Source organism: Mediterraneibacter gnavus ATCC 29149 (genome assembly GCF_008121495.1).
Lineage (GTDB): Bacteria > Bacillota > Clostridia > Lachnospirales > Lachnospiraceae > Mediterraneibacter > Mediterraneibacter gnavus.
Genome location: NZ_CP043051.1, coordinates 1,929,166 through 1,952,868 on the forward strand (window position 1 = coordinate 1,929,166; position 23,703 = coordinate 1,952,868).

Annotated in this window: 26 protein-coding genes; 17 read left to right on the forward strand and 9 right to left on the reverse strand. The window is 44.1% G+C overall.

Features of this window, described 5'->3' with window-relative positions; translation table 11 throughout:
- Window positions 1–17 precede the first annotated feature (17 nt).
- The 10 genes from FXV78_RS09430 (at window position 18) to hflX (ending at window position 12,396) form a co-directional block, all read left to right on the forward strand.
- Window positions 18–1,412 carry an MFS transporter gene (locus FXV78_RS09430; protein ID WP_004841453.1) on the forward strand — a complete coding sequence of 465 codons (1,395 nt, stop codon included), beginning with the start codon at window positions 18–20 and terminating at the stop codon, window positions 1,410–1,412.
- Window positions 1,413–1,599: 187 nt separating this feature from the next.
- Window positions 1,600–2,307 carry a response regulator transcription factor gene (locus FXV78_RS09435; RefSeq protein WP_004841454.1) on the forward strand — a complete coding sequence of 236 codons (708 nt, stop codon included), beginning with the start codon at window positions 1,600–1,602 and terminating at the stop codon, window positions 2,305–2,307.
- On the forward strand, window positions 2,279–3,553 hold the full coding sequence (locus FXV78_RS09440; RefSeq protein WP_004841456.1) for a sensor histidine kinase: 1,275 nt from the start codon (window positions 2,279–2,281) through the stop codon (window positions 3,551–3,553). Before FXV78_RS09435 ends, FXV78_RS09440 begins: the two co-directional genes overlap by 29 nt.
- Before the next feature lie 430 nt (window positions 3,554–3,983).
- Complete coding sequence (locus FXV78_RS09445) at window positions 3,984–6,284, forward strand: heavy metal translocating P-type ATPase (protein WP_050785326.1); 2,301 nt, start codon at window positions 3,984–3,986, stop codon at window positions 6,282–6,284.
- A gap of 182 nt (window positions 6,285–6,466) precedes the next feature.
- Window positions 6,467–6,826: an ArsR/SmtB family transcription factor gene (locus FXV78_RS09450; RefSeq protein WP_004841464.1), complete on the forward strand. Its 360-nt coding sequence runs from the start codon at window positions 6,467–6,469 to the stop codon at window positions 6,824–6,826.
- Between the two features lie 2 nt (window positions 6,827–6,828).
- The gene (locus FXV78_RS09455; protein ID WP_004841467.1) at window positions 6,829–8,688 is read left to right on the forward strand and encodes a heavy metal translocating P-type ATPase; all 1,860 of its coding nucleotides are present in this window, start codon (window positions 6,829–6,831) and stop codon (window positions 8,686–8,688) included.
- A gap of 12 nt (window positions 8,689–8,700) precedes the next feature.
- Window positions 8,701–9,249, forward strand: a complete 549-nt coding sequence (locus FXV78_RS09460) for a tetratricopeptide repeat protein (RefSeq protein ID WP_004841469.1) — start codon at window positions 8,701–8,703, stop codon at window positions 9,247–9,249.
- 89 nt (window positions 9,250–9,338) lie between these two features.
- Complete coding sequence (gene mnmM, locus FXV78_RS09465; protein ID WP_009245019.1) at window positions 9,339–9,917, forward strand: tRNA 5-(aminomethyl)-2-thiouridylate-methyltransferase MnmM; 579 nt, start codon at window positions 9,339–9,341, stop codon at window positions 9,915–9,917.
- Entirely contained in the window at window positions 9,918–11,144 is a 1,227-nt protein-coding gene (locus FXV78_RS09470) for a cytochrome c biogenesis protein/redoxin (protein WP_004841473.1), read from the forward strand.
- Between the two features lie 10 nt (window positions 11,145–11,154).
- Window positions 11,155–12,396, forward strand: a complete 1,242-nt coding sequence (gene hflX / locus FXV78_RS09475; protein ID WP_004841474.1) for a GTPase HflX — start codon at window positions 11,155–11,157, stop codon at window positions 12,394–12,396.
- A 57-nt stretch (window positions 12,397–12,453) separates the two neighbouring features.
- Here hflX and FXV78_RS09480 read toward each other — a convergent pair whose 3' ends face one another.
- The gene (locus tag FXV78_RS09480; RefSeq protein ID WP_004841477.1) at window positions 12,454–12,774 is read right to left on the reverse strand and encodes a winged helix-turn-helix transcriptional regulator; all 321 of its coding nucleotides are present in this window, start codon (window positions 12,772–12,774) and stop codon (window positions 12,454–12,456) included.
- Between the two features lie 87 nt (window positions 12,775–12,861).
- Between FXV78_RS09480 and FXV78_RS09485 the strand changes: the two genes are divergently transcribed.
- Window positions 12,862–13,086 (forward strand): hypothetical protein, encoded by a 225-nt coding sequence (locus FXV78_RS09485; RefSeq protein ID WP_009245017.1) that lies wholly within the window; start codon window positions 12,862–12,864, stop codon window positions 13,084–13,086.
- A gap of 184 nt (window positions 13,087–13,270) precedes the next feature.
- Here the strand turns inward: FXV78_RS09485 and FXV78_RS09490 are convergent, their stop codons facing one another.
- From FXV78_RS09490 to ymfI, 3 genes are all read right to left on the reverse strand, one after another.
- Entirely contained in the window at window positions 13,271–14,386 is a 1,116-nt protein-coding gene (locus FXV78_RS09490) for a 5-methyltetrahydropteroyltriglutamate--homocysteine S-methyltransferase (protein WP_004841480.1), read from the reverse strand.
- 142 nt (window positions 14,387–14,528) lie between these two features.
- The gene (pduB, locus tag FXV78_RS09495; RefSeq protein ID WP_004841482.1) at window positions 14,529–15,254 is read right to left on the reverse strand and encodes a microcompartment protein PduB; all 726 of its coding nucleotides are present in this window, start codon (window positions 15,252–15,254) and stop codon (window positions 14,529–14,531) included.
- 31 nt (window positions 15,255–15,285) lie between these two features.
- Window positions 15,286–16,017, reverse strand: a complete 732-nt coding sequence (gene ymfI / locus FXV78_RS09500; RefSeq protein WP_009245014.1) for an elongation factor P 5-aminopentanone reductase — start codon at window positions 16,015–16,017, stop codon at window positions 15,286–15,288.
- A gap of 210 nt (window positions 16,018–16,227) precedes the next feature.
- Between ymfI and FXV78_RS09505 the strand changes: the two genes are divergently transcribed.
- From FXV78_RS09505 to FXV78_RS09515, 3 genes are read left to right on the forward strand one after another with little or no spacing between them, the layout of a single operon-like run.
- Window positions 16,228–16,827, forward strand: coding sequence for an HD domain-containing protein (locus tag FXV78_RS09505; RefSeq protein WP_004841486.1), 600 nt, complete (start codon window positions 16,228–16,230; stop codon window positions 16,825–16,827).
- Window positions 16,793–17,578 carry a ParA family protein gene (locus tag FXV78_RS09510; RefSeq protein ID WP_004841489.1) on the forward strand — a complete coding sequence of 262 codons (786 nt, stop codon included), beginning with the start codon at window positions 16,793–16,795 and terminating at the stop codon, window positions 17,576–17,578. The genes FXV78_RS09505 and FXV78_RS09510 overlap by 35 nt, the downstream gene beginning before the upstream one ends.
- Before the next feature lie 7 nt (window positions 17,579–17,585).
- Complete coding sequence (locus FXV78_RS09515) at window positions 17,586–18,545, forward strand: AraC family transcriptional regulator (RefSeq protein WP_004841490.1); 960 nt, start codon at window positions 17,586–17,588, stop codon at window positions 18,543–18,545.
- A gap of 59 nt (window positions 18,546–18,604) precedes the next feature.
- Here the strand turns inward: FXV78_RS09515 and FXV78_RS09520 are convergent, their stop codons facing one another.
- From FXV78_RS09520 to FXV78_RS09535, 5 genes are all read right to left on the reverse strand, one after another.
- Window positions 18,605–18,835, reverse strand: coding sequence for a hypothetical protein (locus FXV78_RS09520; protein ID WP_004841493.1), 231 nt, complete (start codon window positions 18,833–18,835; stop codon window positions 18,605–18,607).
- Window positions 18,825–19,289 (reverse strand): helix-turn-helix domain-containing protein, encoded by a 465-nt coding sequence (locus FXV78_RS09525; protein WP_004841495.1) that lies wholly within the window; start codon window positions 19,287–19,289, stop codon window positions 18,825–18,827. Before FXV78_RS09525 ends, FXV78_RS09520 begins: the two co-directional genes overlap by 11 nt.
- 186 nt (window positions 19,290–19,475) lie before the next feature.
- Window positions 19,476–19,649 (reverse strand): hypothetical protein, encoded by a 174-nt coding sequence (locus FXV78_RS18845; protein ID WP_004841496.1) that lies wholly within the window; start codon window positions 19,647–19,649, stop codon window positions 19,476–19,478.
- 18 nt (window positions 19,650–19,667) lie between these two features.
- On the reverse strand, window positions 19,668–19,868 hold the full coding sequence (locus FXV78_RS09530) for a PDDEXK family nuclease (protein ID WP_004841497.1): 201 nt from the start codon (window positions 19,866–19,868) through the stop codon (window positions 19,668–19,670).
- 20 nt (window positions 19,869–19,888) lie between these two features.
- On the reverse strand, window positions 19,889–20,752 hold the full coding sequence (locus FXV78_RS09535; protein WP_009245011.1) for an AraC family transcriptional regulator: 864 nt from the start codon (window positions 20,750–20,752) through the stop codon (window positions 19,889–19,891).
- Window positions 20,753–20,943: 191 nt separating this feature from the next.
- On the opposite strand from FXV78_RS09535, the gene kduI reads away from it, so the two are divergent.
- The 3 genes from kduI to FXV78_RS09550 are packed head-to-tail and all read left to right on the forward strand — an operon-like array spanning window position 20,944 to window position 23,492.
- Window positions 20,944–21,807, forward strand: coding sequence for a 5-dehydro-4-deoxy-D-glucuronate isomerase (gene kduI / locus FXV78_RS09540; protein WP_004841502.1), 864 nt, complete (start codon window positions 20,944–20,946; stop codon window positions 21,805–21,807).
- Window positions 21,808–21,843: 36 nt separating this feature from the next.
- Window positions 21,844–22,635 carry a gluconate 5-dehydrogenase gene (locus tag FXV78_RS09545; protein WP_004841503.1) on the forward strand — a complete coding sequence of 264 codons (792 nt, stop codon included), beginning with the start codon at window positions 21,844–21,846 and terminating at the stop codon, window positions 22,633–22,635.
- 35 nt (window positions 22,636–22,670) lie between these two features.
- Complete coding sequence (locus tag FXV78_RS09550; RefSeq protein ID WP_004841505.1) at window positions 22,671–23,492, forward strand: sugar phosphate isomerase/epimerase family protein; 822 nt, start codon at window positions 22,671–22,673, stop codon at window positions 23,490–23,492.
- Window positions 23,493–23,703 lie beyond the last annotated feature (211 nt).

Below are 23,703 nucleotides of genomic sequence, written 5' to 3' on the forward strand. Positions count from 1 at the left end.
GGAAGGAGAAGAATGCCATGGCAAAAACAAATCAATCTTCAGTTCCTGCATTTGGAATGAAAGATAAATTAGGATATATGTTTGGGGACTTCGGAAATGATTTTACCTTCATTTTGTCCTCGACGTTTATGATGAAATTTTACACAGATGTGATGGGACTTTCCGCTGGGGTCGTAGGTATGCTGATGATGGCGGCGCGGTTTGTGGATGCGTTTTCAGATGTGACAATGGGGCAGATCGTCGATCGTTCCAAACCTACAAAGGATGGAAAATTCCGTCCATGGATCAAGCGTATGTGCGGTCCGGTAGCAATTGCAAGTTTTCTGATCTTTCAGGCAGGATTTGCAGATATGTCCTATGGATTTAAGGTGGCGTGGATGGTGATCACATACCTTCTATGGGGCTCTGTCTTTTACACAGCAATCAATATTCCGTACGGTTCTATGGCTTCCGCTATTTCAGCGGAGCCAAATGACAGAGCATCGCTCTCAACATGGCGTACGATTGGATCCACGCTGGCAAGTCTGGTGATTGGAGCGGGAACCCCTCTTGTTGCTTATGTGACTGTAGATGGCAATCCAGTACTTTCCGGAAGCCGTATGACGATTATTGCAGGGATTTTTTCTGTATGTGCAGTCATCTGTTATGTGCTTTGTTTCAAACTGGTCAGGGAGCGTGTTCCGGTTCCGGCAAATAATCAGAAATTTGATCTGGCGGCACTGGGAAAGAATCTGATTACAAACCGGGCGCTGGTTGGAATTATTGTGGCAGCACTGCTTCTGCTCCTTGCAATGCTTGGAATGCAGGGGATGGCAGGATATGTATTTCCGAACTATTACAGAAGTGCGGGAGCACAGTCTGCAGTTTCTCTTTTGAGCAACATTGCGGTACTTGTAATCTGTGCGCCTCTGGCCGGAAAACTGGCAGCCAGATTTGGAAAGAAAGAACTCTCTGCTGCAGCATGTCTGATCGGTGCGGTCAGTTATCTTTTGTGTCTGATCATTCATCCGGATAATGTGTGGGTCTACATTGCATTTTATGTTCTTGCATTTATCGGACTTGGATTGTTTAACATGGTAATCTGGGCAATGATCACAGACGTGATTGATGATGCGGAAGTGAAAAACGGAGTGCGGGAAGATGGTACGATTTATTCCGTGTATTCCTTTGCAAGAAAGCTGGGACAGGCATTTTCGTCCGGAATGGTGGGAGGTCTTCTTTCCCTGATCGGATATTCGCAGGCAACAGCATTCGATCCTGTAGTGACAGAAGGAATTTTCAAAATTTCCTGTATTGTGCCGATCATCGGGCTCACAGCAGTGGCACTTGCATTGATTTTTCTATATCCGCTGAATAAAAAGCGAGTAGAAGAAAACAGTAAGGAACTTGCAAGACGCAGGGGAGAAAAATAGAGAAAATGTACGAGAGACTGTCTGAAAACAGATCGTCGTAAACAGGGAAAGCAGCGATTCATCTGAGTCGCTGCTTTGTTACGTCATAACAAACCGGAATGTAAGAAAAATTTAAGATTTACATTGAGTTTTTTTTAAGCCGCCGATATTATAGTTTACATAGAGTAAAGGAATACAGGAGGGCAGCATGAACGGTGAAACGATACTTGTTGTGGACGACAATCAAGAAATTGTCTATTCGATCAGTGAGTTACTGAAATATGAAGGATATCAGGTGGTAAAAGCATATGATGGGATGGAGGCTCTGAATGCTTTGGAGATAAACAACATTGATCTGATTTTATTGGATGTTATGATGCCGAGGCTGAATGGGTTGTCTGCATTGATGAAATTAAGGGAGAACTATCGGATTCCGGTGATCATCCTGTCAGCAAAAACAGAGGAGAGTGATAAAGTATCCGGACTTGTTCTGGGCGCAGATGATTATGTAGAAAAACCATATAATCCGGCGGAACTGATCGCCCGCATAAAAGCACATCTCAGACGGTATCGTGCATGGGGAGGTGCAGCGCCGGAAGCAGACAGTGACACCGTTGTAAATGGAGGGCTTGTGCTGGATAAAAAAAGGCGTATCATACTTGTGGACGGGAAAGAAGTCCGGCTGACCGCCACAGAGTATAAAATCCTGGAATTTCTGATGGGACATCTGGGGCAGGTGTTTTCAGCAGAACAGATTTATGAAAATGTATGGAAAGAATCGGCAAATTATACGGTGGAAAATACAGTGATGGTGCACATTCGGCATATCCGGGAAAAAATTGAGATTGATACAAAAAAACCAAGATATGTAAAGGTGGTGTGGGGCATTGGCTACAAAATGGAAAAATATAATTGAGACAGGAAAACGTTTGTTAAAGCAACATTGGCAGGTATTAGTAAGTGTCATGTTGGCAGGATGTGGGATTTTTACCTTTTATATTCTGATCGCCTATCGAACCTATTATCCAACAGAAAAAATCCTGTATTTTGGGATACTCGGGAATATTCTGTTAGGAAGCGGGACTGCATATCTGTTAGAAAAGGGGCTGAACCGAAAATATCAGAACTGGATTCCAAAAGAAGATGCTTATTATCGGGAATGGAGAGCAGAAATGAAAAAAATGGAGCATCTTCTTCAAGTGATCGGTATTCTGGCATTTGCAGCAGCAAGTATCTTCTTTGTGCTGCAGAGTAAATTTCGAGAGTACTGGAGCTGGTATTACAATTATGCTGCCGGTTATGTGATGCTCTTTACAGCATTGATTCAGTATATGGTGTGGCAGTTTGTGCGCCGACGGTTTGATGAGAAGAGACGAGAAATGTTGATGGGCAAACTGGAGGAAATCAATCAAAAACGGATTGCAGAAGCGCTGGAGAGCGAAAAAAAGAGCCTTGAAAAAGTTTCACGCAGTGACCAGCTTCGAATCGATCTGATTACCAATGTGTCGCATGATCTGAAAACGCCGCTGACTTCTATGGTGGGCTATATTGAACTCATCAAAAAGGAAGAATTGAGCGACCTTGTCAGAGATTATGTGGATGTGCTGTCTGAAAGAGCAGAAAAATTAAAAGAAATGATAAACAGCTTGTTTTCTCTTGCAAAAGCAAGCAGCGGCAATATCGAACTGCATCCGGAAAAGTTTGAACTGAATCGTCTGGTAGAACAGATCTTTGCAGATATGCATGATCATGTGAAAGAGAGTGAGCTGCAGTTTGTAAAACAGTTTACAGAGGAAAATACAGAAATCATTTCTGATAATATGTATTTTTACAGGATCTGCCAGAATCTGATTGAGAATGCGCTGAAGTATTCGGCAAAACATACGAGAGTATTCGTGAAAACTTATCAAAAAGAGTCTTCAAATCATCTGTGTCTGGAAATCACGAACACCGCAGGATATCCAATGGATTTTACAAAGGAAGAGATTATCGAGCGGTTTTTTCGTGGGGATAAGCAGAGGTCCAGTGAGGGAAATGGACTGGGACTTGCGATCGTAAGTACGTATGTAAAAGCGCTTGGCGGAGAGTTTGATATTAAAATCGACTGTGATCAGTTTAAGGCCTGTGTGGAGATGCCGCTTTCGGCAATCACGATTACATAAAAATCAAAGAATTACGAAATAAGCACACGGGGAATTTTCCCCATGTGTTTATTTATCTGTATTCTCCTTAAATTTTTCTTTAGACACAAGAATTTCTTCGATAGCATGTTTTACAGCCATTTTAACTGTGAAATATAAGATAGGGATCAATACTAATAAAAGCAGTATGAGGTCTAAAATAATAACATCCAATAGAATCACCCCCTACATTGTCTGAAATCATTGCCAAATCTACTAAAATAATTATAAGACACACTCTATAAAATAGCAATAAAAGTTAAATGATATCTGCCTTTTTCAATAGAAGAGGTAGGTCATAAACGGGAGTTTGACAGTCGAATAATAGAAAAATACCTTGACAAATCCCTTACATTGTGATTATATGAACATATGAACAGCTATTCATGTGTTATATATGGAGGGAAAGGATATGGCAAAAGAAGTATTGACAGAAGAAAGATATAAAAATGATCATCACCACCATGAAGAATCATGCGGCTGCGGGCACGATCATCACCACGAGGATGCATGCGGCTGCGGACACGATCACCATCACGAAGATGCATGCGGCTGTGGACACGAGCATCATCATGAGGAGCACAAAGAGGCAGATCATACTTTTGATCATGCAGAGAAGCAGGTGTATATTCTGGAAAACCTGGGATGTGCACATTGCGCGTCTAAGATGGAAGAAAAGATTCAGGCACTGCCTCAGGTAGAGTTTGCTGCAATTACCTTCGCGACAAAACAACTGCAGGTTGTGACGAATACGGATGCGGAGCTGTTAGAGGAGTTTCAGAAAATCTGTGCGTCCATTGAGAGTGAAGTGGTTGTGCGAAAAAGAGACGGAGGATCTACCGGAAAACGGGAGTCTGCAAAAGGCAGATTTTCAGAAAATAAAAAGGATCTGTGGGAGATAGGAATCGGAGCTGTTCTATTTGTTCTAGGGTTGGCAACACAGGAGATGAATGGATGGATTTCCTTTTTCGCACTGATCATAGGATATCTGATCCTTGGAAAGGATGTCCTTATCACTGCGGCAAAGAATATTGGAAAGGGCCATGTATTTGATGAGAATTTCCTGATGGGAGTTGCTACAATTGCAGCGATCGTAATCGGAGATTACAAAGAAGCAGTGGGGGTAATGCTCTTCTATCGTGTAGGGGAGTTATTTGAAGATATCGCAGTTGCAAGAAGCAGAAGTCAGATCATGGAGGCAGTTGATCTGCGTCCTGAGATTGTGAATCTTGTAGGGCAGGATGGAACTATACGGGAGATTCCGGCAGAGGAGGCAAAAGTTGGAGATGTGCTTCTCGTCCGTGCAGGAGACCGGATTCCACTGGAAGGTGTTGTACTGGAGGGGGAAAGCCGTCTGGATACTTCACCGGTAACGGGGGAACCGGTTCCGGTTGCCGTTGTACCGGGCAGCAGTGTGACTTCCGGATGTGTGAATCTTTCCGGTGTGCTGAAAATGCGTGCAGAGAAGGTTCTGGAAGATTCCATGGTTACAAGAATTTTGAATTCAGTAGAAAATGCAGCAGCCAGCAAGCCAAAAATCGACCGTTTTATTACAAGGTTTTCAAAAGTATACACACCGGTCGTGGTAGCACTGGCAGTGGCAACAGCAATTATCCCGTCGATCCTGACCGGGGACTGGAACTACTGGATTTACACAGCCATTACCTTCCTGGTAATCAGCTGTCCATGTGCGCTTGTGTTGAGTGTTCCGCTGGCATTTTTCTCAGGAATCGGAGCAGGTTCTAAAAAAGGAATCCTGTTTAAGGGCGGAGTTGCGATCGAGGCGCTTCAGAATGTAAAAGCAGTTGTAATGGATAAGACGGGAACGATTACAAAAGGAAATTTTGTCGTACAGGAGATTGTTCCGGCAGGATCATACAGTCAGGATGAACTCCTAAAGACAGCAGCATCCTGTGAAGAAGCATCTTCTCACCCGATCGCAGTCAGTATTATGGCAGCGGCAAACGAGAGAAGGCTTTCTGTTGAGCATGCAAAACAGGTAAAAGAAATTTCCGGAAATGGAATTTTAGCAGAACTCTCAGAAGGAACTGTACTTTGTGGAAACAGAAGGCTTTTGGAGCAGAATCAGGTAGATCTGTCTGCATATCAGCCGAAAGCGTATGGAACAGAAGTATTACTGGCAGTAGACGGTGTCTATGCAGGATATCTTGTGATTTCAGACACTGTCAAAGAGGATGCATCGCAGGCAGTGGCAGCCATGAAGCAACAGAATATCCGGACAGTCATGCTGACCGGAGATGCAAAAGAGAATGCGCAGGCAGTGGCAGAGAAGATCGGAATTGATGAAGTGCATGCAAAGCTTCTGCCTCAGGATAAGGTAACAGAATTACAGAAGATCCGACAGAAACAGGGAAGTGTGATGTTTGTCGGAGACGGAATCAATGATGCGCCGGTTCTGGCAGGCGCAGATGTGGGAGCTGCGATGGGAAGCGGAGCGGATGCAGCGATTGAAGCTGCAGACGTGGTATTTATGACCTCTTCTATGGAAGCAATCCCGCAGTCTTTGAAGATTGCAAGAGCAACGGGAAGAATTGCAAAACAAAATGTTGCATTTGCTCTGGTGATCAAAGCACTGGTCATGGTATTTGGTCTGCTTGGTCTGGCCAATATGTGGATGGCTGTGTTTGCGGATACCGGTGTGGCGGTGATCTGTATTCTGAATGCAATCCGCATTCTGTATAAGAAACTCTAAATCCAAAATCAATGATATTACCGCAGGGCGGCACAGTCGAAAGGCTCTGCCGCTCTGTTTTCTTATAGAAACAGATAAGACGTTGACCCGCACCTGTTTTTTTCGTATAATAAAAGTCAATCGGTGCCTCAAAAACAAGAGCGGGATTACAGGTTTTGGGGGAACCGGAAGGGAGAAAGAATATGAGAAAATTAGAAGTGGAGCATTGTGATCTGATACATTCTCATAGTGATACAGTCAGACAGATACAGGAAAAGATTCCGGAAGAGCAGGAGATCAGAGGACTGGCAGATTTTTTTAAGGTATTTGCGGATGCCACCAGGATCCGGATTCTGTGTGTGCTGTCCTGTTCCGAGATGTGTGTGTGTGATCTGGCGCAGACACTGGATATGACACAGTCGGCGATTTCTCATCAGCTCCGACTGTTGAAACAGATGAAATTGGTAGTCAATCGAAGAGAGGGGAAGACGGTGTTTTATTCACTGGCGGACAGTCATATTAAGACGATCATGAATCAGGGGATGGAACATATCAGGGAATAGATATGAAGAAAGAAGTAAAGCGAAGAGCCATAGAATGTGCGGCGGCTGCCGTTTTGTATATTGTTGCGATCGTGGGAAGCTCGTATGCAGAGCTAGAAAGAGAGATGCGTCTGCTGATTTTTCTGCTTCCGTATCTGATCATGGCTTTTGCGACGGTCAGGCTGCTCTGGAACAATCTGAAGAAAAGAAAGTTGTTTGACGAGAATCTGCTGATCCTGCTTGCCACAGCAGGTGCATTTGCAGTCCATCGCTATTCGGAGGCAGTGGGAGCGATGCTGTTTTTCCAGATTGGAAAGTTGCTGGAACTTATCTCCATGAGCAGGACGAGAAAATCCATTGAGAAATTTATGGATATCCGTCCGCAGTATGCCAATTTAAAGATCAGCGGCGGGGAGATGCAGGTACCGCCGGAAGATCTGAATCCGCGGCAGGTTATTATTATCAAGCCGGGGGAGAGGATCCCCGTGGATGCGATCGTGACACAGGGGAGCAGTACGTTAGATACCAAGGCGCTGACAGGAGAATCGGAGCCGAGGCATGTGAAGATCGGCAGTCATATTTACAGCGGAAGTATCAACTTAAGTGGTGTGCTGGAAGCACGGGTATTGAAGGCGTCTGCAGATTCGACAGCATCCAGAATCATTGATATGATATCCAATGCGGACAACAGACGGGCGCAGACAGAGAATTTTGCAGAAAAATTTACCCGGTATTATACACCGCTTGTAACGCTTTTCGGAATCCTGGTGATGATCCTTCCGCCGATGATGTTTGAAGGGGCACAGCAGGGGGCGTGGATCTATCGCGGACTGATCGTGCTGGTGGCAGCATGCCCGTGCGGACTTCTGGTATCCGTGCCGCTGGCATTCTTAGGCGGGATCGGAGCAGCTTCCAGACAGGGTGTCCTCATCAAGGGAAGCAATTTTTTGGAAGCATTGTCAAAGGCAGAGACTTTTGTATTTGATAAGACCGGTACTCTGACAGAGGGAGTATTCCGGGTAAAAGAAGTGTGTCCGAAGTCGATGACACCGGAAGAACTTCTGGAACTGACAGCATATGGGGAAGCATACTCCAGTCATCCGATCTCCGGATCTTTAAGGGAGGCTTACGGCAGGCCGATTGACAAAGCAAGGATCGGGGCAGTCAAAGAATTTCCGGGATTTGGTCTTGAGGCTGTTGTGGACGGAAAACAACTGGAGATTGGAAATTCCAAGTTTATGAACCAGCAGGGATATTTTTATCAACGGGTGGCTGATATCGGAACAGCAGTTTACGTAGCTGTGGACGGAGAGTATGCGGGCTATATCCTGATCACGGATGTGGTAAGAAAAGAGGCCGGCAGACTTCTGAAATGGATGAAAAAACAACAGATCGAAGCGGTGATGATCACCGGAGATAATGAACGGGTGGCAGAAGATGTGGCCCGGCAGTTAAAGCTGGATTATGTATATGCAGGCCTGATGCCGGAGGAAAAGGTAGAGCAGGTCAGAGAATTTATGGAAAGCCATATGGAGGATGAGAAGCTGGCGTTTGTAGGGGATGGAATCAATGACGCGCCGGTTCTTGCACATGCGGATATCGGGATTGCCATGGGGGGACTGGGCTCGGATGCAGCTCTGGAGGCAGCGGATATCATTTTGATGGAGGATGATCTTTCCAGGATCGTGAATGCGATCCGGATTTCCAGAGGAACGATTCGTGCGGTGAAGCAGAATCTGATCTTTGCCATTGGGATGAAAGTTCTTCTTCTGGTGCTGGCATCCTTTGGCTATGTAACAATGAAAAACGCAATTTTAGCGGATATGGCAGTGATGATGATCAACTTATTGAATTCATTCTGGGTGCTGAAATATCCGGAATAAGGGGTGTACAACATGAAAAGAGCAACATTGCTTGCATTGACAGTATCTGCCTGTCTTTTGACAGGATGTACCAATGCACTCAAAGACGGAACAGGGTATCTGGAAGACGGAAATTATAAAGAAGCAGTGACCGCATTTCAGAAAGCGGTGGACGAAGGCAAGAAGACGGCGGAGGCATACCGCGGTCTGGGAATGGCGTATTATGAGCAGGAAGACTACGCATCTGCAAAAGATGCTTTTGAAAAAGCGTTGGCAGCAGGGGGAGAGAAGAATCAGGTCATTTATAATCTTCTCGGAATCTGCGGGATGAAGCTGAATGATTACAATTATGCACTGGAGCAGTTTAATCAGGGAATCAGCCTGTCTCAGAACAGCGGTACGTCCATGGAAAATGCAGAAAGCTTCAGCGAAGTGCTTCAGGAGATGCGGTTCAATCAGATCGTATGTTATGAAAAGCTGGGTGACTGGGAGAATGCAAAAACCAAGATCGCAGAATATATCCAGGTCTATCCGGACGATGCAGATGCCCAGAGAGAAGCAAAATTTCTGGAGACCAGATAAAGAATACAAGGGAAGAAGAGGATACGCTGACTGCGGAGAAGATTCTGCGGTCAGCGTCCTTTATTCCCGGGGATGAGAAAGGAGAGCGTATGCCGGGATATCAGATTACAGAGTATTGTCATCGGATGATAAAGGAGCATATCAAAGAAGGAGACTGCTGTGTGGACGCAACGGCCGGCAATGGAAATGATACAGAATTTCTCTGTCGTCTGACAGGGGCAGACGGAAAGGTCTACGCATTTGATATTCAAAAAGCAGCAGTAGAACACACCAAAAAGCGTCTGGAAGAGGCGGGACTTACAGAGCGTGCCAAGGTGATTCTAGATGGGCATGAGCATATGGAGAACTATGTCCGGGAAACCGTGTCAGCGATCACCTTTAATTTCGGTTATCTGCCGGGCGGTGATCATCAGATCGCGACACAGGCTGATACAAGCATTCAGGCAATTGAGGCAGGGCTTCGCCTGCTGAAAAAAGGCGGGATCATGAGCCTTTGTATCTATAGTGGAGGAGACAGTGGATTCGCAGAGAAAGAGGCACTGTTGTCTTATCTTGAGACACTGGATTCCAGAACATTTTTAGTGATTGTAAGTACTTATTATAACCGCCAAAATCACCCGCCGATTCCGGCGTTTGTGATCCGGATCAAAGAAGAAAGGGGAGAATAAATGGGATTTTCAATGGATGTGGGAGTTCCTGTAGTGACCGTGTTTTTACAGGGGCTTTTAAGTTTTTTTTCACCGTGTGTCCTTCCGCTTGTACCGCTTTATCTGGGATATCTCTCAGGAGGCGCAGAGCAGGGAGAACTGTACGGAAAACGGGGGCGGCTGTTTGTCAATACGATTTGTTTTGTGATAGGGATCAGCTCCGCATTTTTTATGATGGGACTTGGTGTGTCGGCAGCCGGAAGTTTTCTTAACAAGAATCAGGCAATGGTATCGAGGATCGGCGGGATTCTGGTGATTTTATTCGGTTTGTACCAGCTTGGGATTTTTGGAAAATCAAAGCTTCTGGGTACAGAGCACCGTTTCTGGTTAAAGCTCGACAAGTTGAAGATGTCACCGGTTGTGGCGCTTGTGTTTGGATTTACCTTTAGCTTTGCCTGGACGCCGTGCGTGGGACCGGCTCTTGCGAGTGTGCTTTTGATGGCGGGAAGTGCAGGAACAAAGCTGACAGGATTCCTTTTGATCGGTGTGTATACACTTGGATTTATCCTGCCGTTTCTTGCAGTGGGACTGTTCACGGCAAAAGTGCTCGGGTTTTTCAAAAAGTACAATTATGTTGTCAAGTATACGGTGAAGATCGGAGGAATCCTGATGATCTTTATGGGACTTCTGATGTTTACAGGCAAGATGAACGCGATCACCGGATATTTATCGGGAACAGCAGGAACACAGACTTCATCAAAAGAGACAACGAAAAAGGAAATAAAAGAAGAAAAGCAGGATACGTACCCGGCCACAGATTTTGTGCTGCAGGATCAGTATGGAAAGGAGCACAGTCTGGCAGACTATAAGGGAAAGACAATCTTTTTGAATTTCTGGGCAACCTGGTGTGGTCCGTGCAGAAATGAGATGCCGGAGATTCAGAAGATTTATGAAGAAACACAGCAGGAAGAAGACAGTGATCTGGTGATCCTGGGAATTGCCGCGCCGGGATTCGGACAGGAAGGAAGCCAGGAGGAGATCGAGGCATTTCTTGAGGAAAACGGATACACCTATCCGGTGCTGATGGATACGACAGGAGAGGTATTTATGCAGTATGGAATCAGCGCTTACCCGACAACTTTTATGGTAGACAAAGACGGAAATCTGTTCGGATATGTGCAGGGGCAGTTAAACGAAGATATGATGCGCAGCATTATCCGGCAGACGATGGAAGGCAAGAGAGAGTAGGAGAAAAGCAATGGCGTTATATGAAATGGAAGATGCGAAAGAACGCGTCATTTTAGTAGGCGTTCAGGAAAATGATGCGGAGCCGGAGGAAGAATCCCTGGATGAGCTGGCAGAACTGGCACGCACGGCCGGTGCAGAGGTAGCCGGCCGTCTGATCCAGAAACGAGAGGCGATGCATCCGGTGACGTATATCGGGAAAGGAAAGATCCTGGAGCTGAAGGAACTTTTGTGGGAGACAGACGCTACGGGAATCATCTGTGACGATGAACTGACTTCCGTGCAGCTGAATCATCTGGAGGAAGAGCTGGAATGTAAGATCGTGGATCGGACACTTCTGATCCTGGATATTTTTGCAGGAAGGGCAGTCAGCAGAGAAGGTAAGATCCAGGTGGAACTGGCACAGTTAAAATACCGTGCGGCGAGACTTGTCGGACTTCGAAATTCTCTTTCCCGTCTGGGAGGCGGAATCGGAACAAGAGGACCGGGAGAGAAAAAACTGGAGATGGACCGCCGTTTGATCCGGGAGAGGATCAGCCGCCTGAAAAAAGAACTCCGGGAAGTGGAAGAACACAGAGAGAGGCTTCGTACTCAGAGAAAACGCTCCAATCTGAAGGTGGCGGCGCTGGTGGGATATACGTCAGCAGGAAAGAGCAGCCTGGAAAATGCGCTCACCGGAGCAGGTGTTTTAGAGGATGCGATGCTGTTTTCCACGCTGGATACGACGACACGTTCTCTGAGACTGGCAGATACACAGGAAATCCTGCTCAGTGATACGGTCGGATTTATCCGGAAACTTCCGCATCATCTGGTAGAGGCATTTAAGAGCACACTGGAAGAAGCGAAATACGCGGATATCATCATCCATGTGGTCGATGCTTCCAATCCGCATCAGGATACCCAGATGTTTGTTGTCTATGAGACACTGCGTCAGCTCGGTGCGGAGGGAAAACCGGTCATTACCGTATTCAACAAACAGGATAAACTGGAAACACCGGGATATTTCCGGGATTTTCATGCAGAGTACTCAATCCCGGTTTCCGCAAAGACAGGGCAGGGGCTGGAAGAATTAAAAGAAGCGCTGCTTGAGATTCTGCGAAGAGATCAGGTATATATCGAGCGATTGTATTCCTTCGCAGAAGCGGGAAAGATCCAGCTGATCCGCACCCAGGGACAGCTGCTGTCAGAGGAATATGTACCGGATGGCATTGAAGTGAAGGCATATGTGCCGAAAGAAATCAGGGGAAAAGTGTAAGAGATAAGAAAAGAATCCAGAAAGCCGGAGAGATGACCGGAATCTGGATTCTTTTGTTTATTGGGTCTTTTGTTTGTATTCCGTTCCCCACATAGCCATTGCATCCAGAACAGTCTTTAAGCTGTATCCGGTCTCAGTCAGCGTATATTCCACCCGGGGAGGCACTTCGGCATAGACTTTGCGGGTGAGCAGTCCGCTTTCTTCCATGGAACGCAGATTGGAAGTCAGTACCTTTTGAGATACCGTTCCGATCGACTTTTTTAATTCTCCAAAGCGCTTTGTACCACCTAAAAGATCCCGGATGATCAATACTTTCCAGCGGTCACTGATGAGCATTAAAGTTGTCTCTACCGGACATGCCGGTAATTCTTTTTTCATAAAAATCCCTCATTTCTTCACAATAGTTTCTTTTGATGTGCACATTTAGAGTTGATTACACGATTTCGGAAAAAAAGAGATCGGAAATTGAATAACTTTAAAGATATTACGGATTATGCGGGATTATCAAAATCAGTCTTGAATTATATGGATGTTTTAAAAATTCTTAAAATATTTGGCGAAATTCGTGATATTAAAAAAGAGATTGCTATTTTTTATTTGAAAATGTGTATGAAAGGACGGAAATCAATCGCGGATAAAATCCTGTCAAAGATGGGCAGAAAAAATATTGGGGATTGGTTGAAATTATAGTCAACAAAAATAGAAAGTAGTTGCATTCTTTTAGCTATATCTGTATAATAATATTATGGTAAAGCTAGTGAAAGAAAGCTAGTGGCCATGTATTTGGCATAGAGACATCCATTGTGGATGTCTCTATTTTTATTCTAGCAGGATAAGGAATTGTTTTTTTGATAAAAAAGAAGAATATTTTTTCTTACCCCCACACTTCTTTGGCAATTTCTTTCACCAGTGCAAGCTTCGCCCACTGTTCTTCTTCCGTCAGTTTATTGCCAATCTCACAGGATGCGAATCCACACTGCGGACTTAAGTAAAGCCGGTCCAGAGGAATGTATTTTGCAGCTTTTGCAATTCTTTTCTTTATCACTTCTTTTTCTTCTAAAATCGGTGACTTGCTGGTCACAAGACCAAGTACGACTTTTTTATCATCGGAAACAAAGCGGAGTGGTTCAAATCCTCCGGAGCGTTCATCATCAAATTCCAGATAATAGGCAGATACATTTTCATTGGCAAAAAGAAACGGCGCGATCGGTTCATATCCGCCGGAGGATGCCCAGGTGGAATGATAATTTCCGCGGCATACGTGGGTTGTGATCACAAGATCTTCAGGTGCATTTTCCAGAGCGAGGTTATTCAGCCGCAGATATTTTTCAGCTTCTTCTTCCAGACTGACGGAATCTTCTTGTCTTGCCTCCCAGTAATTTTTGTCGCAGAACATTCCCCATGTACAGTCATCAAACTGGATATTTCTGCATCCTGCATCGTAGAGATCCCGGATGACAGTCCGGTATGCCTGTGCAATGTCCTGAATCAGTTCTTCCAGATCTGGATATACGGCCAGAGTCTGTGTTCCATTGTCTTCCCGGAAGAGTTCTGCAAGAAGCTGGGCAGGTGCGGGAATGGTCTGTCTTGCAATGGTATGCTCATCTTCAAACTGTTTGACAAATTTGAAATGTTCCACAAAAGGATGCTGTTTTCCGCTGATTTTTCCTGTCACGTGGACAGAGCCGTGAGTGGTTTCTTCCCCATGGAAAAAATAGCCGTGATCCAGTTCAATGTGTTTGATTCCCTCAAGTCCCCACATAAAATCCAGATGCCAGTAGCTTCTGCGGAATTCTCCGTCTGTGATGACAGGGTATCCGGCAGCTTTCTGCTTTTTGATCAGATTTGTAATTGCTTCATTTTCAATGGATTCTAGCTCAGCTTTTGTGATCTGTCCGGCTTCAAAATCAGCTCTTGCCTGTTTTAAGTGTACAGGTCTTAAAAAACTTCCAACATAATCAAAACGAAACGGTGCGTTAAAATTTCCCATAGTAATTCTCCTGTTCTGTAAATTCGTGATTCTATGGGATTTATTGTAGAAGAGAAGAGGTGTTTTGTAAAATACCGGAAATAAATAGCTTGCTATAGAATTAAACTATAGCAAGCTCGTTGCATTTTATGAAAATCGTGTTTTATAAATAAGGGGTTCCGGGAACTTCCGGGTAGCTTCCCATAGAGATCAGAAGCTGAAGTCCCACTTCTCTTGCGGTAAGGACTGCATTTTTTACGGCACTGGCATCTCCGGTTACGGCAGCGATGATCTCATTGGAATGACTGGTTCCGCGGTTTGGGGTCATGTATTTGATGATCTCTACCGGGGAAGATTTCAGCGCAAGGTCTGCCATGACAAGACCGATTGCAGCAGGGGAACCGCAGAAGAATCCAAACGGTTTTCCAATCGGGGCGTCAAATGCCATGTTCAACGCCTGAGAAGCGCTGGCAGAATAGGTGAATTCCAGATGTCCTGCTTCACTGATATAAAGCTCACCGGCGTACTTTTCCGTATATTCCAGAGCAATCTCTACGGCACGGCGCACATCGGATACACTGTAGCCGCCGATGATGATAAAGTTTCCGTGACCGCCCCATCCTTTGGTATCCCTCGGAAGTTCGATGGAAATGATCTCGGTGTTGGTAGATTTTACGGCTTCGTCAGCTGCATTGATCTGTCCGGCTGCACCGGTACGGGAGCTTAACAGCCCCAGACTTTTGTAAGGCTTGTCAATCTGCATCTGCTGAAGCAGTGCGTCATTGACGCCCGGAATGATAAGTCCGATGGTATCCAGAACGGTTGTCCCGACAAATTCTGTCATGGAACAGTCCATGGATATTTTTTGAATTTCGTTGATATCTAACATAATGAAAACTCCTTTATGACATACTTCCAAATTAAATATAACCGCCGTCCAGGCCAATGATCTGTCCGGTCAGGTAAGAATGACCGGATGCAAGGGTGAGCGCCAGCGCAGCCACTTCCTCGCTGTCGGCAAAGCGTCCGGCGGGGATTTCTTCTCTTAAAGCTTCGCGTTCTTCTTCCGAAAACTGTGCGTTCATAGCAGTGTCGATCACTCCGCACGCAATGGCATTGACTTGTACATTACTTGGTGCCAGTTCTTTCGCAAGAGCCTTTGTCAGTCCGTTCATACCGGACTTAGTCGCAGAATAAGCAGCCTCGCAGGAGGCACCGACGGTTCCCCACATGGAGGAAATGTTGATGATCTTTCCGCTTTTCTGAGAGACCATGTGACTGATGGCGCTGCGGCAGCAGTAAAATACAGAAGAAAGATTGGTATTTAAAATCTCGGACCACTGGGCATCACTCATATCCTGCAAAAGGCCGACAAAGGAAATCCCGGCGTTGTTGACCAGCACATCCAGCCCCGGGCAGATAGATTCGATGATGGCAAACATCTTTCTCACATCATCGGGATTACCTGCATTTCCTGGGAGCAGTGTGCAGGAACCGTGTTCGTCAAGGATTTCTTTTTCTACCTGCTGCAGGGCATCCAGAGAATGCCGGCAGTTGAGAAATACATGAAAATGATTTCTGGCAAATGCAAGTGCGCAGGCTCTGCCGATCCCGCGGGATGCACCGGTGATCAGTACATATTTCTGGTTCATAACATACTCCATTTCCAGAAGGAGAACAGCTGTAAAATGCTGCTCCTTCAGCTCTCAATTCTGTAGTTATTATACAGGAAGCAGAAACGTTTGTATACCATATTTCCAGAAAATCCGAATGGGGAAAGCGGGTTGCGGTTGTGATTCACAGGCCCTTGTGCTATTATTTTGATAGAGAACCGGTGTGTGCACATAGTAGGAGGAACGGATATGGTAGAGGAAGCCCGAAGCTTTGCAGAAAAAGCACATGAGGGACAGTTTCGAAAGGGAACGAAGCGCCCGTATATTGTACATCCGCTGGAGGTGGCGAAGATTGTGTCAACGATGACGGATGATGAGGAGATTATCAGTGCAGCCTTGCTTCACGATACACTTGAAGACTGCAGGCAGGTGACAAAAGAGCAGATCAAAGAGGCGTTCGGCGAGCGTGTGCTTGAGATGGTCAGGCAGGAGAGTGAGGACAAGTCCAAAACCTGGGTGGAGAGAAAAAGTACGACAATTCGACATTTGAAAACAGCGCCGAGAGCGGTGCAGATGATCGCGCTTGCGGACAAGCTGTCTAATATCCGGGACATTGACCGGGAGTATCCGAAGGTTGGAGAAGAATTCTGGAACCGCTTTCGAATGAAGAGTAAAGCTGCAATGGGCTGGTATTATATTGGGGTGAAAGACGCATTGCAGGAAGATTTTGCAGGAATTCCTGCATATGAAGAATATAAGATGCTGGTAGAAAAAATTTTCGGCAGTACATCAGACTGGCAAAGGAGAGAACAAAATGAAGAAGACAAAGACCATATGTTTTGCGAATAATAAGGGAGGAAGCGGAAAGTCCACGACTTGTTCCAATGTCGGATACGGACTGCGGGAGCTGGGATATAAGGTGCTTCTGATTGATGGAGACATGCAGCTGAACTTGTCTTTATCTCTGTTTGATGAGGATCAGGTGCTTGCGTTTGCGCAGAGTGAAAAGAACCTGTATGAGGGATTGAAGCGCCAGGATGATCTGTCCGGTTATATTGTACATTCGGAATATGAAGGGCTGGATCTGATCCCGTCTTCCACATTAATGAGTTCGATAGAGTATGAATTGTTTACAAAATGGCAGAGGGAGTTTATTCTCCGAAAATGTCTGACACAGATCAAAGAATCGGGAGCGTATGATTACATTCTGATCGACGCGCCTCCGACGTTGGGCGGATGGGTTATGAACATTTTGTGTGCGTCGGATGAGATCATCATTCCGGTAGAATCTACACCATGGGGATTGTTCGGTCTGGGAAATATGTTTGAATTTCTGGAGGAAGTCCGGCAGATCACACCGGATCTGAAACTGGGAGGAATTGTGATCACGAAGGTGGATACCAGAAAGAGTTATTTCAAACAGACATTGGAGACTTTAAAGAGTCTGGAAGATGTGCCCGTATTTGATACCTATATCCGAGTGGACAGCGGGATCGAGTGGTCACAGGATAATAATGCACCGATCATGGCATATAAAAAAAGCAGCCGCAGTGCAAAGGAATATATGGAACTGACGAAAGAAATCGCCAGAATGGAGTAAAGACGTTATGCACAGAGAATTGTTGGACGCCTTGTCTGTCATTACAGAGGAAGAGCAGCGGATACTGGATGAACAAAGAGGAATTGATCCACAGCTTTATACAGAGAAAAAGGAACTGATCGTAGACAGCGAAAAATTGTTGAAAAAGGGGAAGCTGATACAGGTGCGTCCCCATACGAGATTTGTTAATTTTCCGAAGCATAAGCACAATTATGTAGAAGTGATCTATATGTGTCAGGGAACAACCACTCACATTCTGAATGGAAGTAAGGTCATTCTGGAGGCGGGGGATCTTCTGTTTTTGAATCAGAATGCAGAACAGGAGATCCTGCCGGCTGGCGAGCAGGATATTGCCGTCAATTTTATTGTGCTTCCGGAGTTTTTTGACACGGCATTTTCCATGATGGATATGGAAGAGGAAAATGCATTGAAAGAATTTCTGGTAGGTGCACTGTGTGGGAAGAATGACAATACTTCCTATCTTTATTTTCATGTGGCAGAGATCCTTCCCATCCAGAATCTGGTGGAAAATATGGTGTGGACCATTTTCTATGATCAGCCAAACAAGAGGCGGTGTAATCAGATCACTATGGGGCTTCTGCTTTTACAGCTTTTAAATCATGTGGATCGAATGGAGACCGGAACTGCAGCATTTGACCGGGAATTGACCGGAACAGTGTTTAACTATATCGAAGAACATTATAAAAACGGCAGTCTTTCCGAGTTAGCGGAGATTATGGGATATGATGTGTATTGGTTAAGCAGGGAGATCAAAAAACGGACCGGAAAAACGTACAAGGAGCTTCTGCAGTCAAGAAGGATGCGGCAGGCAGCATATCTGTTGAAGAACAGCAGGCTTCCGGTGGCAGATATTATAGAGTCAGTGGGATATGATAACACCAGTTATTTTTTTCGGAAATTTAAGGAGTGTTATGGAGTCAGTCCGAAGATGTATCGGGATAGTTGAGAGAGGATGAAAAAAGCAGTCAATCCTAAGACTAACTGCTTTGCATAACATTGATTAGTTTAATTTTTCAGAGCTTTTTCAGCATATCCCGTACATAAAACCATTCCAACAAAAGCACATATGACAGAATTAAGAAAATAATATCCAACTAATGAACCAATAATAAATCCGATAAACATACTCGCACTATTTTTACTTTTTATTCCATAGTTCTTGATTGTTCTTATACCCAATAACACCATAGCAAATACAATCAGAATAGTAATTACAGTCTGTATTTCATTGCTCATTTTCCTTATCCTCCATAAATGCTAAGATTTCTCGATAAGTCTGAATATCATTGTTCCTTTTTTGTTTGTTCAGTCGCATTGCATAATATATCATAACTCCTGCAATTAAAAGCCATAATACAATCCCTGACAATTCTAAATAGAGGAACAGCGGGACAGCTGATACAACAGTTAAAATGATTAAAACTGTAAAAATAACAGTATCTCGCTTAAATCTCCTTACATCATCTTGTTCAACTTGTTTTTCCATTTCGATAACATCTCCTTTTACTAGAATATCAAGAGAAGTATTGAAAAGTTGACTTAGCATGACAAGACTATTCACATCTGGATAATTCTTCCCATTCTCCCAATTTGAAATTGTCTGTCGAGTTACAAAAATCTTGCTTGCCAATTCCTCTTGAGAAAGTTTTAAATCTTGTCTGAATTTTTTTATTTGTTTTCCCACGTCCACTGTTAATACTCCTCCTGCCTCTATCCTATATTATGAGATGTTTTCTCGCTATCAAATGCCTTTTACATGCCTATAATAAGCCTGCAAAAAATGTTTTACATACGCTAAAATTAAGTATTTTAAAGAGTTCTAAACAATATTCTACCTCTATGCAGTATCGCCTATAATGAAAATATGCTTTGCCGATTACTTTTTCTGCTGTCCCTGTGGTGCATGGTTCTGTGGATTGCCAGTTTGACCGCCTGTATTCTTTAAGATAATATCGTTAGCCTTTACATACCAGTTTATGTCTATGTAGCAGTAATTGAGTTTTTGCTGTTCTTTCAACAGGTTTGAAATAATCCTGCTCGGGTATTCCATTCCCTTATTTCCTCTTGATTACCCACCACAGAAAAGAAAAAGCCCTGTCAAGAGCCTTGCCACCATTGGTGGTGATTTGTAATCTGCAATTTTACGAGAAAGTGAAAATAGAATTTCCTGATGTCTTCGATTTAGAGGTGCCATGAAATAAATTGCTCCATCAATCAGTTCGGCTCGTTGTCCGTCAGGTAAATTATAGATATCTTCTAATGTATACATTTTTTGCTCTGCGATTTCAATTATGAATTAAACTGTGCATATTTTTTCGGAGAAATCCCCACGGCCTTGGTAAAAGCCTTCAGGTAGTTGCTGTAATCGTTAAACCCGCACGCTTCACAGGCTTCATTGACGGAGTACCCCTGACTGAGCAGAGACTTGGAGATCGTAATGCGCTTTGCGGTAATGTATTTGTTGATGGTCGTCCCGGTAGTGGCTTTGAAAATGCGGCACAGGTAGGAGCTGCTCAAAAAGAAATGGGCAGAGAGTTCTTCCAGTGTCAGATTTTCACTGATGTGGGTATTGATATAAGAAAGGATCTCATCTACCTGGGCATGATAGCCGGGGGTTTTTGGTTCCTCTTCTGCGGAAGAGCGGCACCGTTTATCAAATGCATTGTTGAGAAATACCATCAGTTCCAGAAATGTGGCACGATCCAGGACGTCTTCTCCGAATCCGGAATTGGAGCGCAGTTTATGAATAAAATAGATAAACCGGGTCTGTTCTTCTGCGGAGAGATGGAGCTGATGCGGCATATCGGTCCCGCGGAACTGAAAACAGTGATTCAGATCCGTCTTCTCTGTAGAAATTTGTTTTAAATACTCCGGATCAATGGACAGAATGATCCGTTCATGTTTCTGCTGATCAATCTGTGTCAGATAATGGCTCTCAAACTGGTTGATCAGAAAAATGTCTCCATCACTGATATCATAAAAATAGTTATCGATCAGAAACTGTTTTCCGCCGGAAATCGAGTAGTAGATTTCATAGCAGTCATGGATATGCATATCCATCGCTTTCTCATCATTATATAAGTGCGCAAAAGCAAATGTGTGTGTATCCATGCACTGCCGCATGGATTCTTTGCAGGATATACATTCTTTCATGAAGAATCGCTCCTTTCGTTTGTTCAAAATCGTCCTGTTTTGCTCATATTATAGTTCAGAAGTTCAAAATTTTCAATATTTACAGCAAGAAAACACAAGAAATAGGGGAATAATGAATGCTATACTAAGTGCAAGAAATGACACAGATCAGTCAGTCAAAATAAGGGAAATCAAAAAACAGGAGGATTATCATGGAAGTAAGAACAGCAGCATCACCAAGAGATGTGAAACACTACACAACAGACAGATTAAGAGAGGAATTTCTGATCCAGGATTTATTCCAGGCAGACAAGATCAATCTGGTATACAGCCACATTGACCGTATTATTACAGGAGCAGCAGTTCCGGTCAATGAAAAACTGGTTCTGACAGCAGGGGATGAGCTTCGTGCAGAGTACTTCCTTCAGAGAAGAGAACTTGGAATCATCAATATCGGTGGAGATGGAATCATCACAATCGATGGACGTGTTTATGAAGTAAATGCAAGAGACGGAATGTATGTTGGAAGAGGAGCAAAAGATATTTCATTTGAAAGCAAAGATGCTTCCTGCCCGGCAAAATTCTATATGAACAGTGCACCGGCACACGTATCTTACCCGACAGTACATATCAAACTTGAGGGAGAAGCTGAAGAAGGCGTTGTGATCGTAAAAGATGAGAACAAAGTAGAACTTGGAACACTGGAAGATTCCAACCACAGAATCATCAATAAATATATCGTAACAGGACAGGTAGAAAGCTGTCAGCTGGCGATGGGACTGACAAAACTTCTTCCGGGAAGCGTATGGAATACAATGCCATCTCATACACATGACAGACGTATGGAAGTATATCTGTACTTTGATATGGATGATGATTCATTCGTAATGCACTACATGGGAGAACCACAGGAGACAAGACATATCATCATGCACAATGAAGAAGCAGTGATATCTCCAAGCTGGTCTATCCACTCCGGATGTGGATCCAAAGCGTATACATTCATTTGGGGAATGTGCGGAGAAAACCAGGATTACGGCGATATGGACACAATTGCAAACAAAGATCTCAGATAATAGATTTTAGAATTTAGAAGAGAAGGAGAAACAGTTATGGTAAATTTTTCACTGGAAGGTAAAATTGCACTGGTCACAGGTGCATCTTACGGAATCGGATTTGGAATCGCTTCTGCATACGCAGAGGCAGGAGCAACAATCTGCTTTAACGATATTACACAGGAAAAAGTAGATTTAGGACTTGCTGCATACAAAGAGGCCGGAATCGAAGCTCACGGATATGTATGTGACGTAACAGATGAAGCACAGGTAAAAGCAATGGTTGCAAAGATCAACGAAGAAGTTGGAATCATTGACATCCTTGTAAACAATGCCGGAATCATCATGAGAAAACCAATGCTGGAAATGGAAGCTGATGAGTTCAGAAAAGTCATCGATGTAGACTTGAATGCACCGTTCATCGTTTCTAAAGCAGTGATTCCGGGAATGAAAGAAAAAGGACACGGAAAGATCATCAACATCTGCTCTATGATGAGTGAACTTGGACGTGAGACTGTATCTGCATATGCAGCTGCAAAAGGTGGACTGAAAATGCTCACAAAGAACATTTGTTCAGAATACGGTGAGTACAACATCCAGTGTAATGGTATCGGACCTGGATACATTGCAACACCACAGACAGCACCACTGCGTGAAATTCAGGCAGACGGAAGCAGACATCCATTCGATCAGTTTATCATTTCCAAAACACCTGCTGCAAGATGGGGAACACCGGAAGATCTTCAGGGACCAGCAGTATTCCTTGCATCCGATGCATCTGATTTTGTAAATGGACACATTCTGTACGTAGATGGTGGAATCCTGGCATACATTGGAAAACAGCCATAAGAAATTGAAATATAAATAATCAAGAGGAGATCAATATGTTAGTAGCAGCGAGAACACACGACTATGGAAAACAGCCGGTGGATCACCTGGCAAAACTGTTGAAATCCGAAGGCATTGAGGCAGCACAGCTTGTGCTGCCAAAAGCATTTTCGGAGATCAATTCTTATGAGGAAGTAACGCCGCAGCTGGTGGAACAGATTCGTAAAAATTTTGAAGAAGAAAACATCAAAATCCAGATTTTGGGATGTTATATGGATCTTGGAAATCCAGACGATGAAGTGCGGAAAAATGCCGTAGATACATTTAAAAAATGTCTGAAATTCAATCAGATCCTGGGAGCGTCCATTGTTGGAACAGAAACTGCGTATCCGCGTCTGAGCCTGGAGGAAAAGAAGATCTGGCATCCTTATATGATGGACAGTGTTGCCAGACTGGTAGAAGAGGCAGAGCGGCTTGATGTTGATATGGCATTGGAACCGGTCTACTGGCATCCGTTGGAGGATCTGGAGACAACGGTAGAAGTGTTTGAAAAGATGAACAGCAATCGTCTGAAAATGATCTTTGATCCGGCAAACGTGTTGGAATTCCCGGAGATTGATCAGAATGCTTACTGGAAAGAATGGCTGGGAGCACTGGGACACAAGATCGAAGCAATCCATATGAAAGATTTTGTAGAAGGTCCGAACAAAGAGTATTGTCCGGTCTGTCTTGGTGAAGGTGTGATCCGATACGGGGAAATCGTAAAATGGATGAAGCAGCACAAACCGGATATTGTCGTTGTCAGAGAGGAACTGGATCCAAAGACGGCGCAGAAGGATATTGCGTATATGAGAAGGTTGTGGATGGAGAGTGTTTGAAAGAGAATATCTAAACATAAGAAGAAAAAAGATGGTTGGTGTCAGCCATCTTTTTTGATGGAATCAGAAAAATTGAAAAAATATTGCGGTTTAATATGTTTTGTTTCATAAAAAACAAAGAAAAATGCAGAAAAACAATCAGCATAACGTCAAAATGGAATTCGGCAATATGCATAAAAATGGAGTGTTAAATTTGTATATAATACACAAA

Excerpts from the sequence above, each read along its gene's own strand:
- FXV78_RS09430 (WP_004841453.1), top strand. The coding sequence starts at position 18 with ATGGCAAAAACAAATCAATCTTCAGTTCCTGCATTTGGAATGAAAGAT.
- FXV78_RS09435 (WP_004841454.1), top strand. The coding sequence starts at position 1,600 with ATGAACGGTGAAACGATACTTGTTGTGGACGACAATCAAGAAATTGTC.
- FXV78_RS09445 (WP_050785326.1), top strand. The coding sequence starts at position 3,984 with ATGGCAAAAGAAGTATTGACAGAAGAAAGATATAAAAATGATCATCAC.
- FXV78_RS09450 (WP_004841464.1), top strand. The coding sequence starts at position 6,467 with ATGAGAAAATTAGAAGTGGAGCATTGTGATCTGATACATTCTCATAGT.
- FXV78_RS09455 (WP_004841467.1), top strand. The coding sequence starts at position 6,829 with ATGAAGAAAGAAGTAAAGCGAAGAGCCATAGAATGTGCGGCGGCTGCC.
- FXV78_RS09460 (WP_004841469.1), top strand. The coding sequence starts at position 8,701 with ATGAAAAGAGCAACATTGCTTGCATTGACAGTATCTGCCTGTCTTTTG.
- mnmM (WP_009245019.1), top strand. The coding sequence starts at position 9,339 with ATGCCGGGATATCAGATTACAGAGTATTGTCATCGGATGATAAAGGAG.
- FXV78_RS09470 (WP_004841473.1), top strand. The coding sequence starts at position 9,918 with ATGGGATTTTCAATGGATGTGGGAGTTCCTGTAGTGACCGTGTTTTTA.
- hflX (WP_004841474.1), top strand. The coding sequence starts at position 11,155 with ATGGCGTTATATGAAATGGAAGATGCGAAAGAACGCGTCATTTTAGTA.
- FXV78_RS09480 (WP_004841477.1), bottom strand. The coding sequence starts at position 12,774 with ATGAAAAAAGAATTACCGGCATGTCCGGTAGAGACAACTTTAATGCTC.
- FXV78_RS09490 (WP_004841480.1), bottom strand. The coding sequence starts at position 14,386 with ATGGGAAATTTTAACGCACCGTTTCGTTTTGATTATGTTGGAAGTTTT.
- pduB (WP_004841482.1), bottom strand. The coding sequence starts at position 15,254 with ATGTTAGATATCAACGAAATTCAAAAAATATCCATGGACTGTTCCATG.
- ymfI (WP_009245014.1), bottom strand. The coding sequence starts at position 16,017 with ATGAACCAGAAATATGTACTGATCACCGGTGCATCCCGCGGGATCGGC.
- FXV78_RS09505 (WP_004841486.1), top strand. The coding sequence starts at position 16,228 with ATGGTAGAGGAAGCCCGAAGCTTTGCAGAAAAAGCACATGAGGGACAG.
- FXV78_RS09510 (WP_004841489.1), top strand. The coding sequence starts at position 16,793 with ATGAAGAAGACAAAGACCATATGTTTTGCGAATAATAAGGGAGGAAGC.
- FXV78_RS09515 (WP_004841490.1), top strand. The coding sequence starts at position 17,586 with ATGCACAGAGAATTGTTGGACGCCTTGTCTGTCATTACAGAGGAAGAG.
- FXV78_RS09520 (WP_004841493.1), bottom strand. The coding sequence starts at position 18,835 with ATGAGCAATGAAATACAGACTGTAATTACTATTCTGATTGTATTTGCT.
- FXV78_RS18845 (WP_004841496.1), bottom strand. The coding sequence starts at position 19,649 with ATGGAATACCCGAGCAGGATTATTTCAAACCTGTTGAAAGAACAGCAA.
- FXV78_RS09530 (WP_004841497.1), bottom strand. The coding sequence starts at position 19,868 with ATGTATACATTAGAAGATATCTATAATTTACCTGACGGACAACGAGCC.
- FXV78_RS09535 (WP_009245011.1), bottom strand. The coding sequence starts at position 20,752 with ATGAAAGAATGTATATCCTGCAAAGAATCCATGCGGCAGTGCATGGAT.
- kduI (WP_004841502.1), top strand. The coding sequence starts at position 20,944 with ATGGAAGTAAGAACAGCAGCATCACCAAGAGATGTGAAACACTACACA.
- FXV78_RS09545 (WP_004841503.1), top strand. The coding sequence starts at position 21,844 with ATGGTAAATTTTTCACTGGAAGGTAAAATTGCACTGGTCACAGGTGCA.
- FXV78_RS09550 (WP_004841505.1), top strand. The coding sequence starts at position 22,671 with ATGTTAGTAGCAGCGAGAACACACGACTATGGAAAACAGCCGGTGGAT.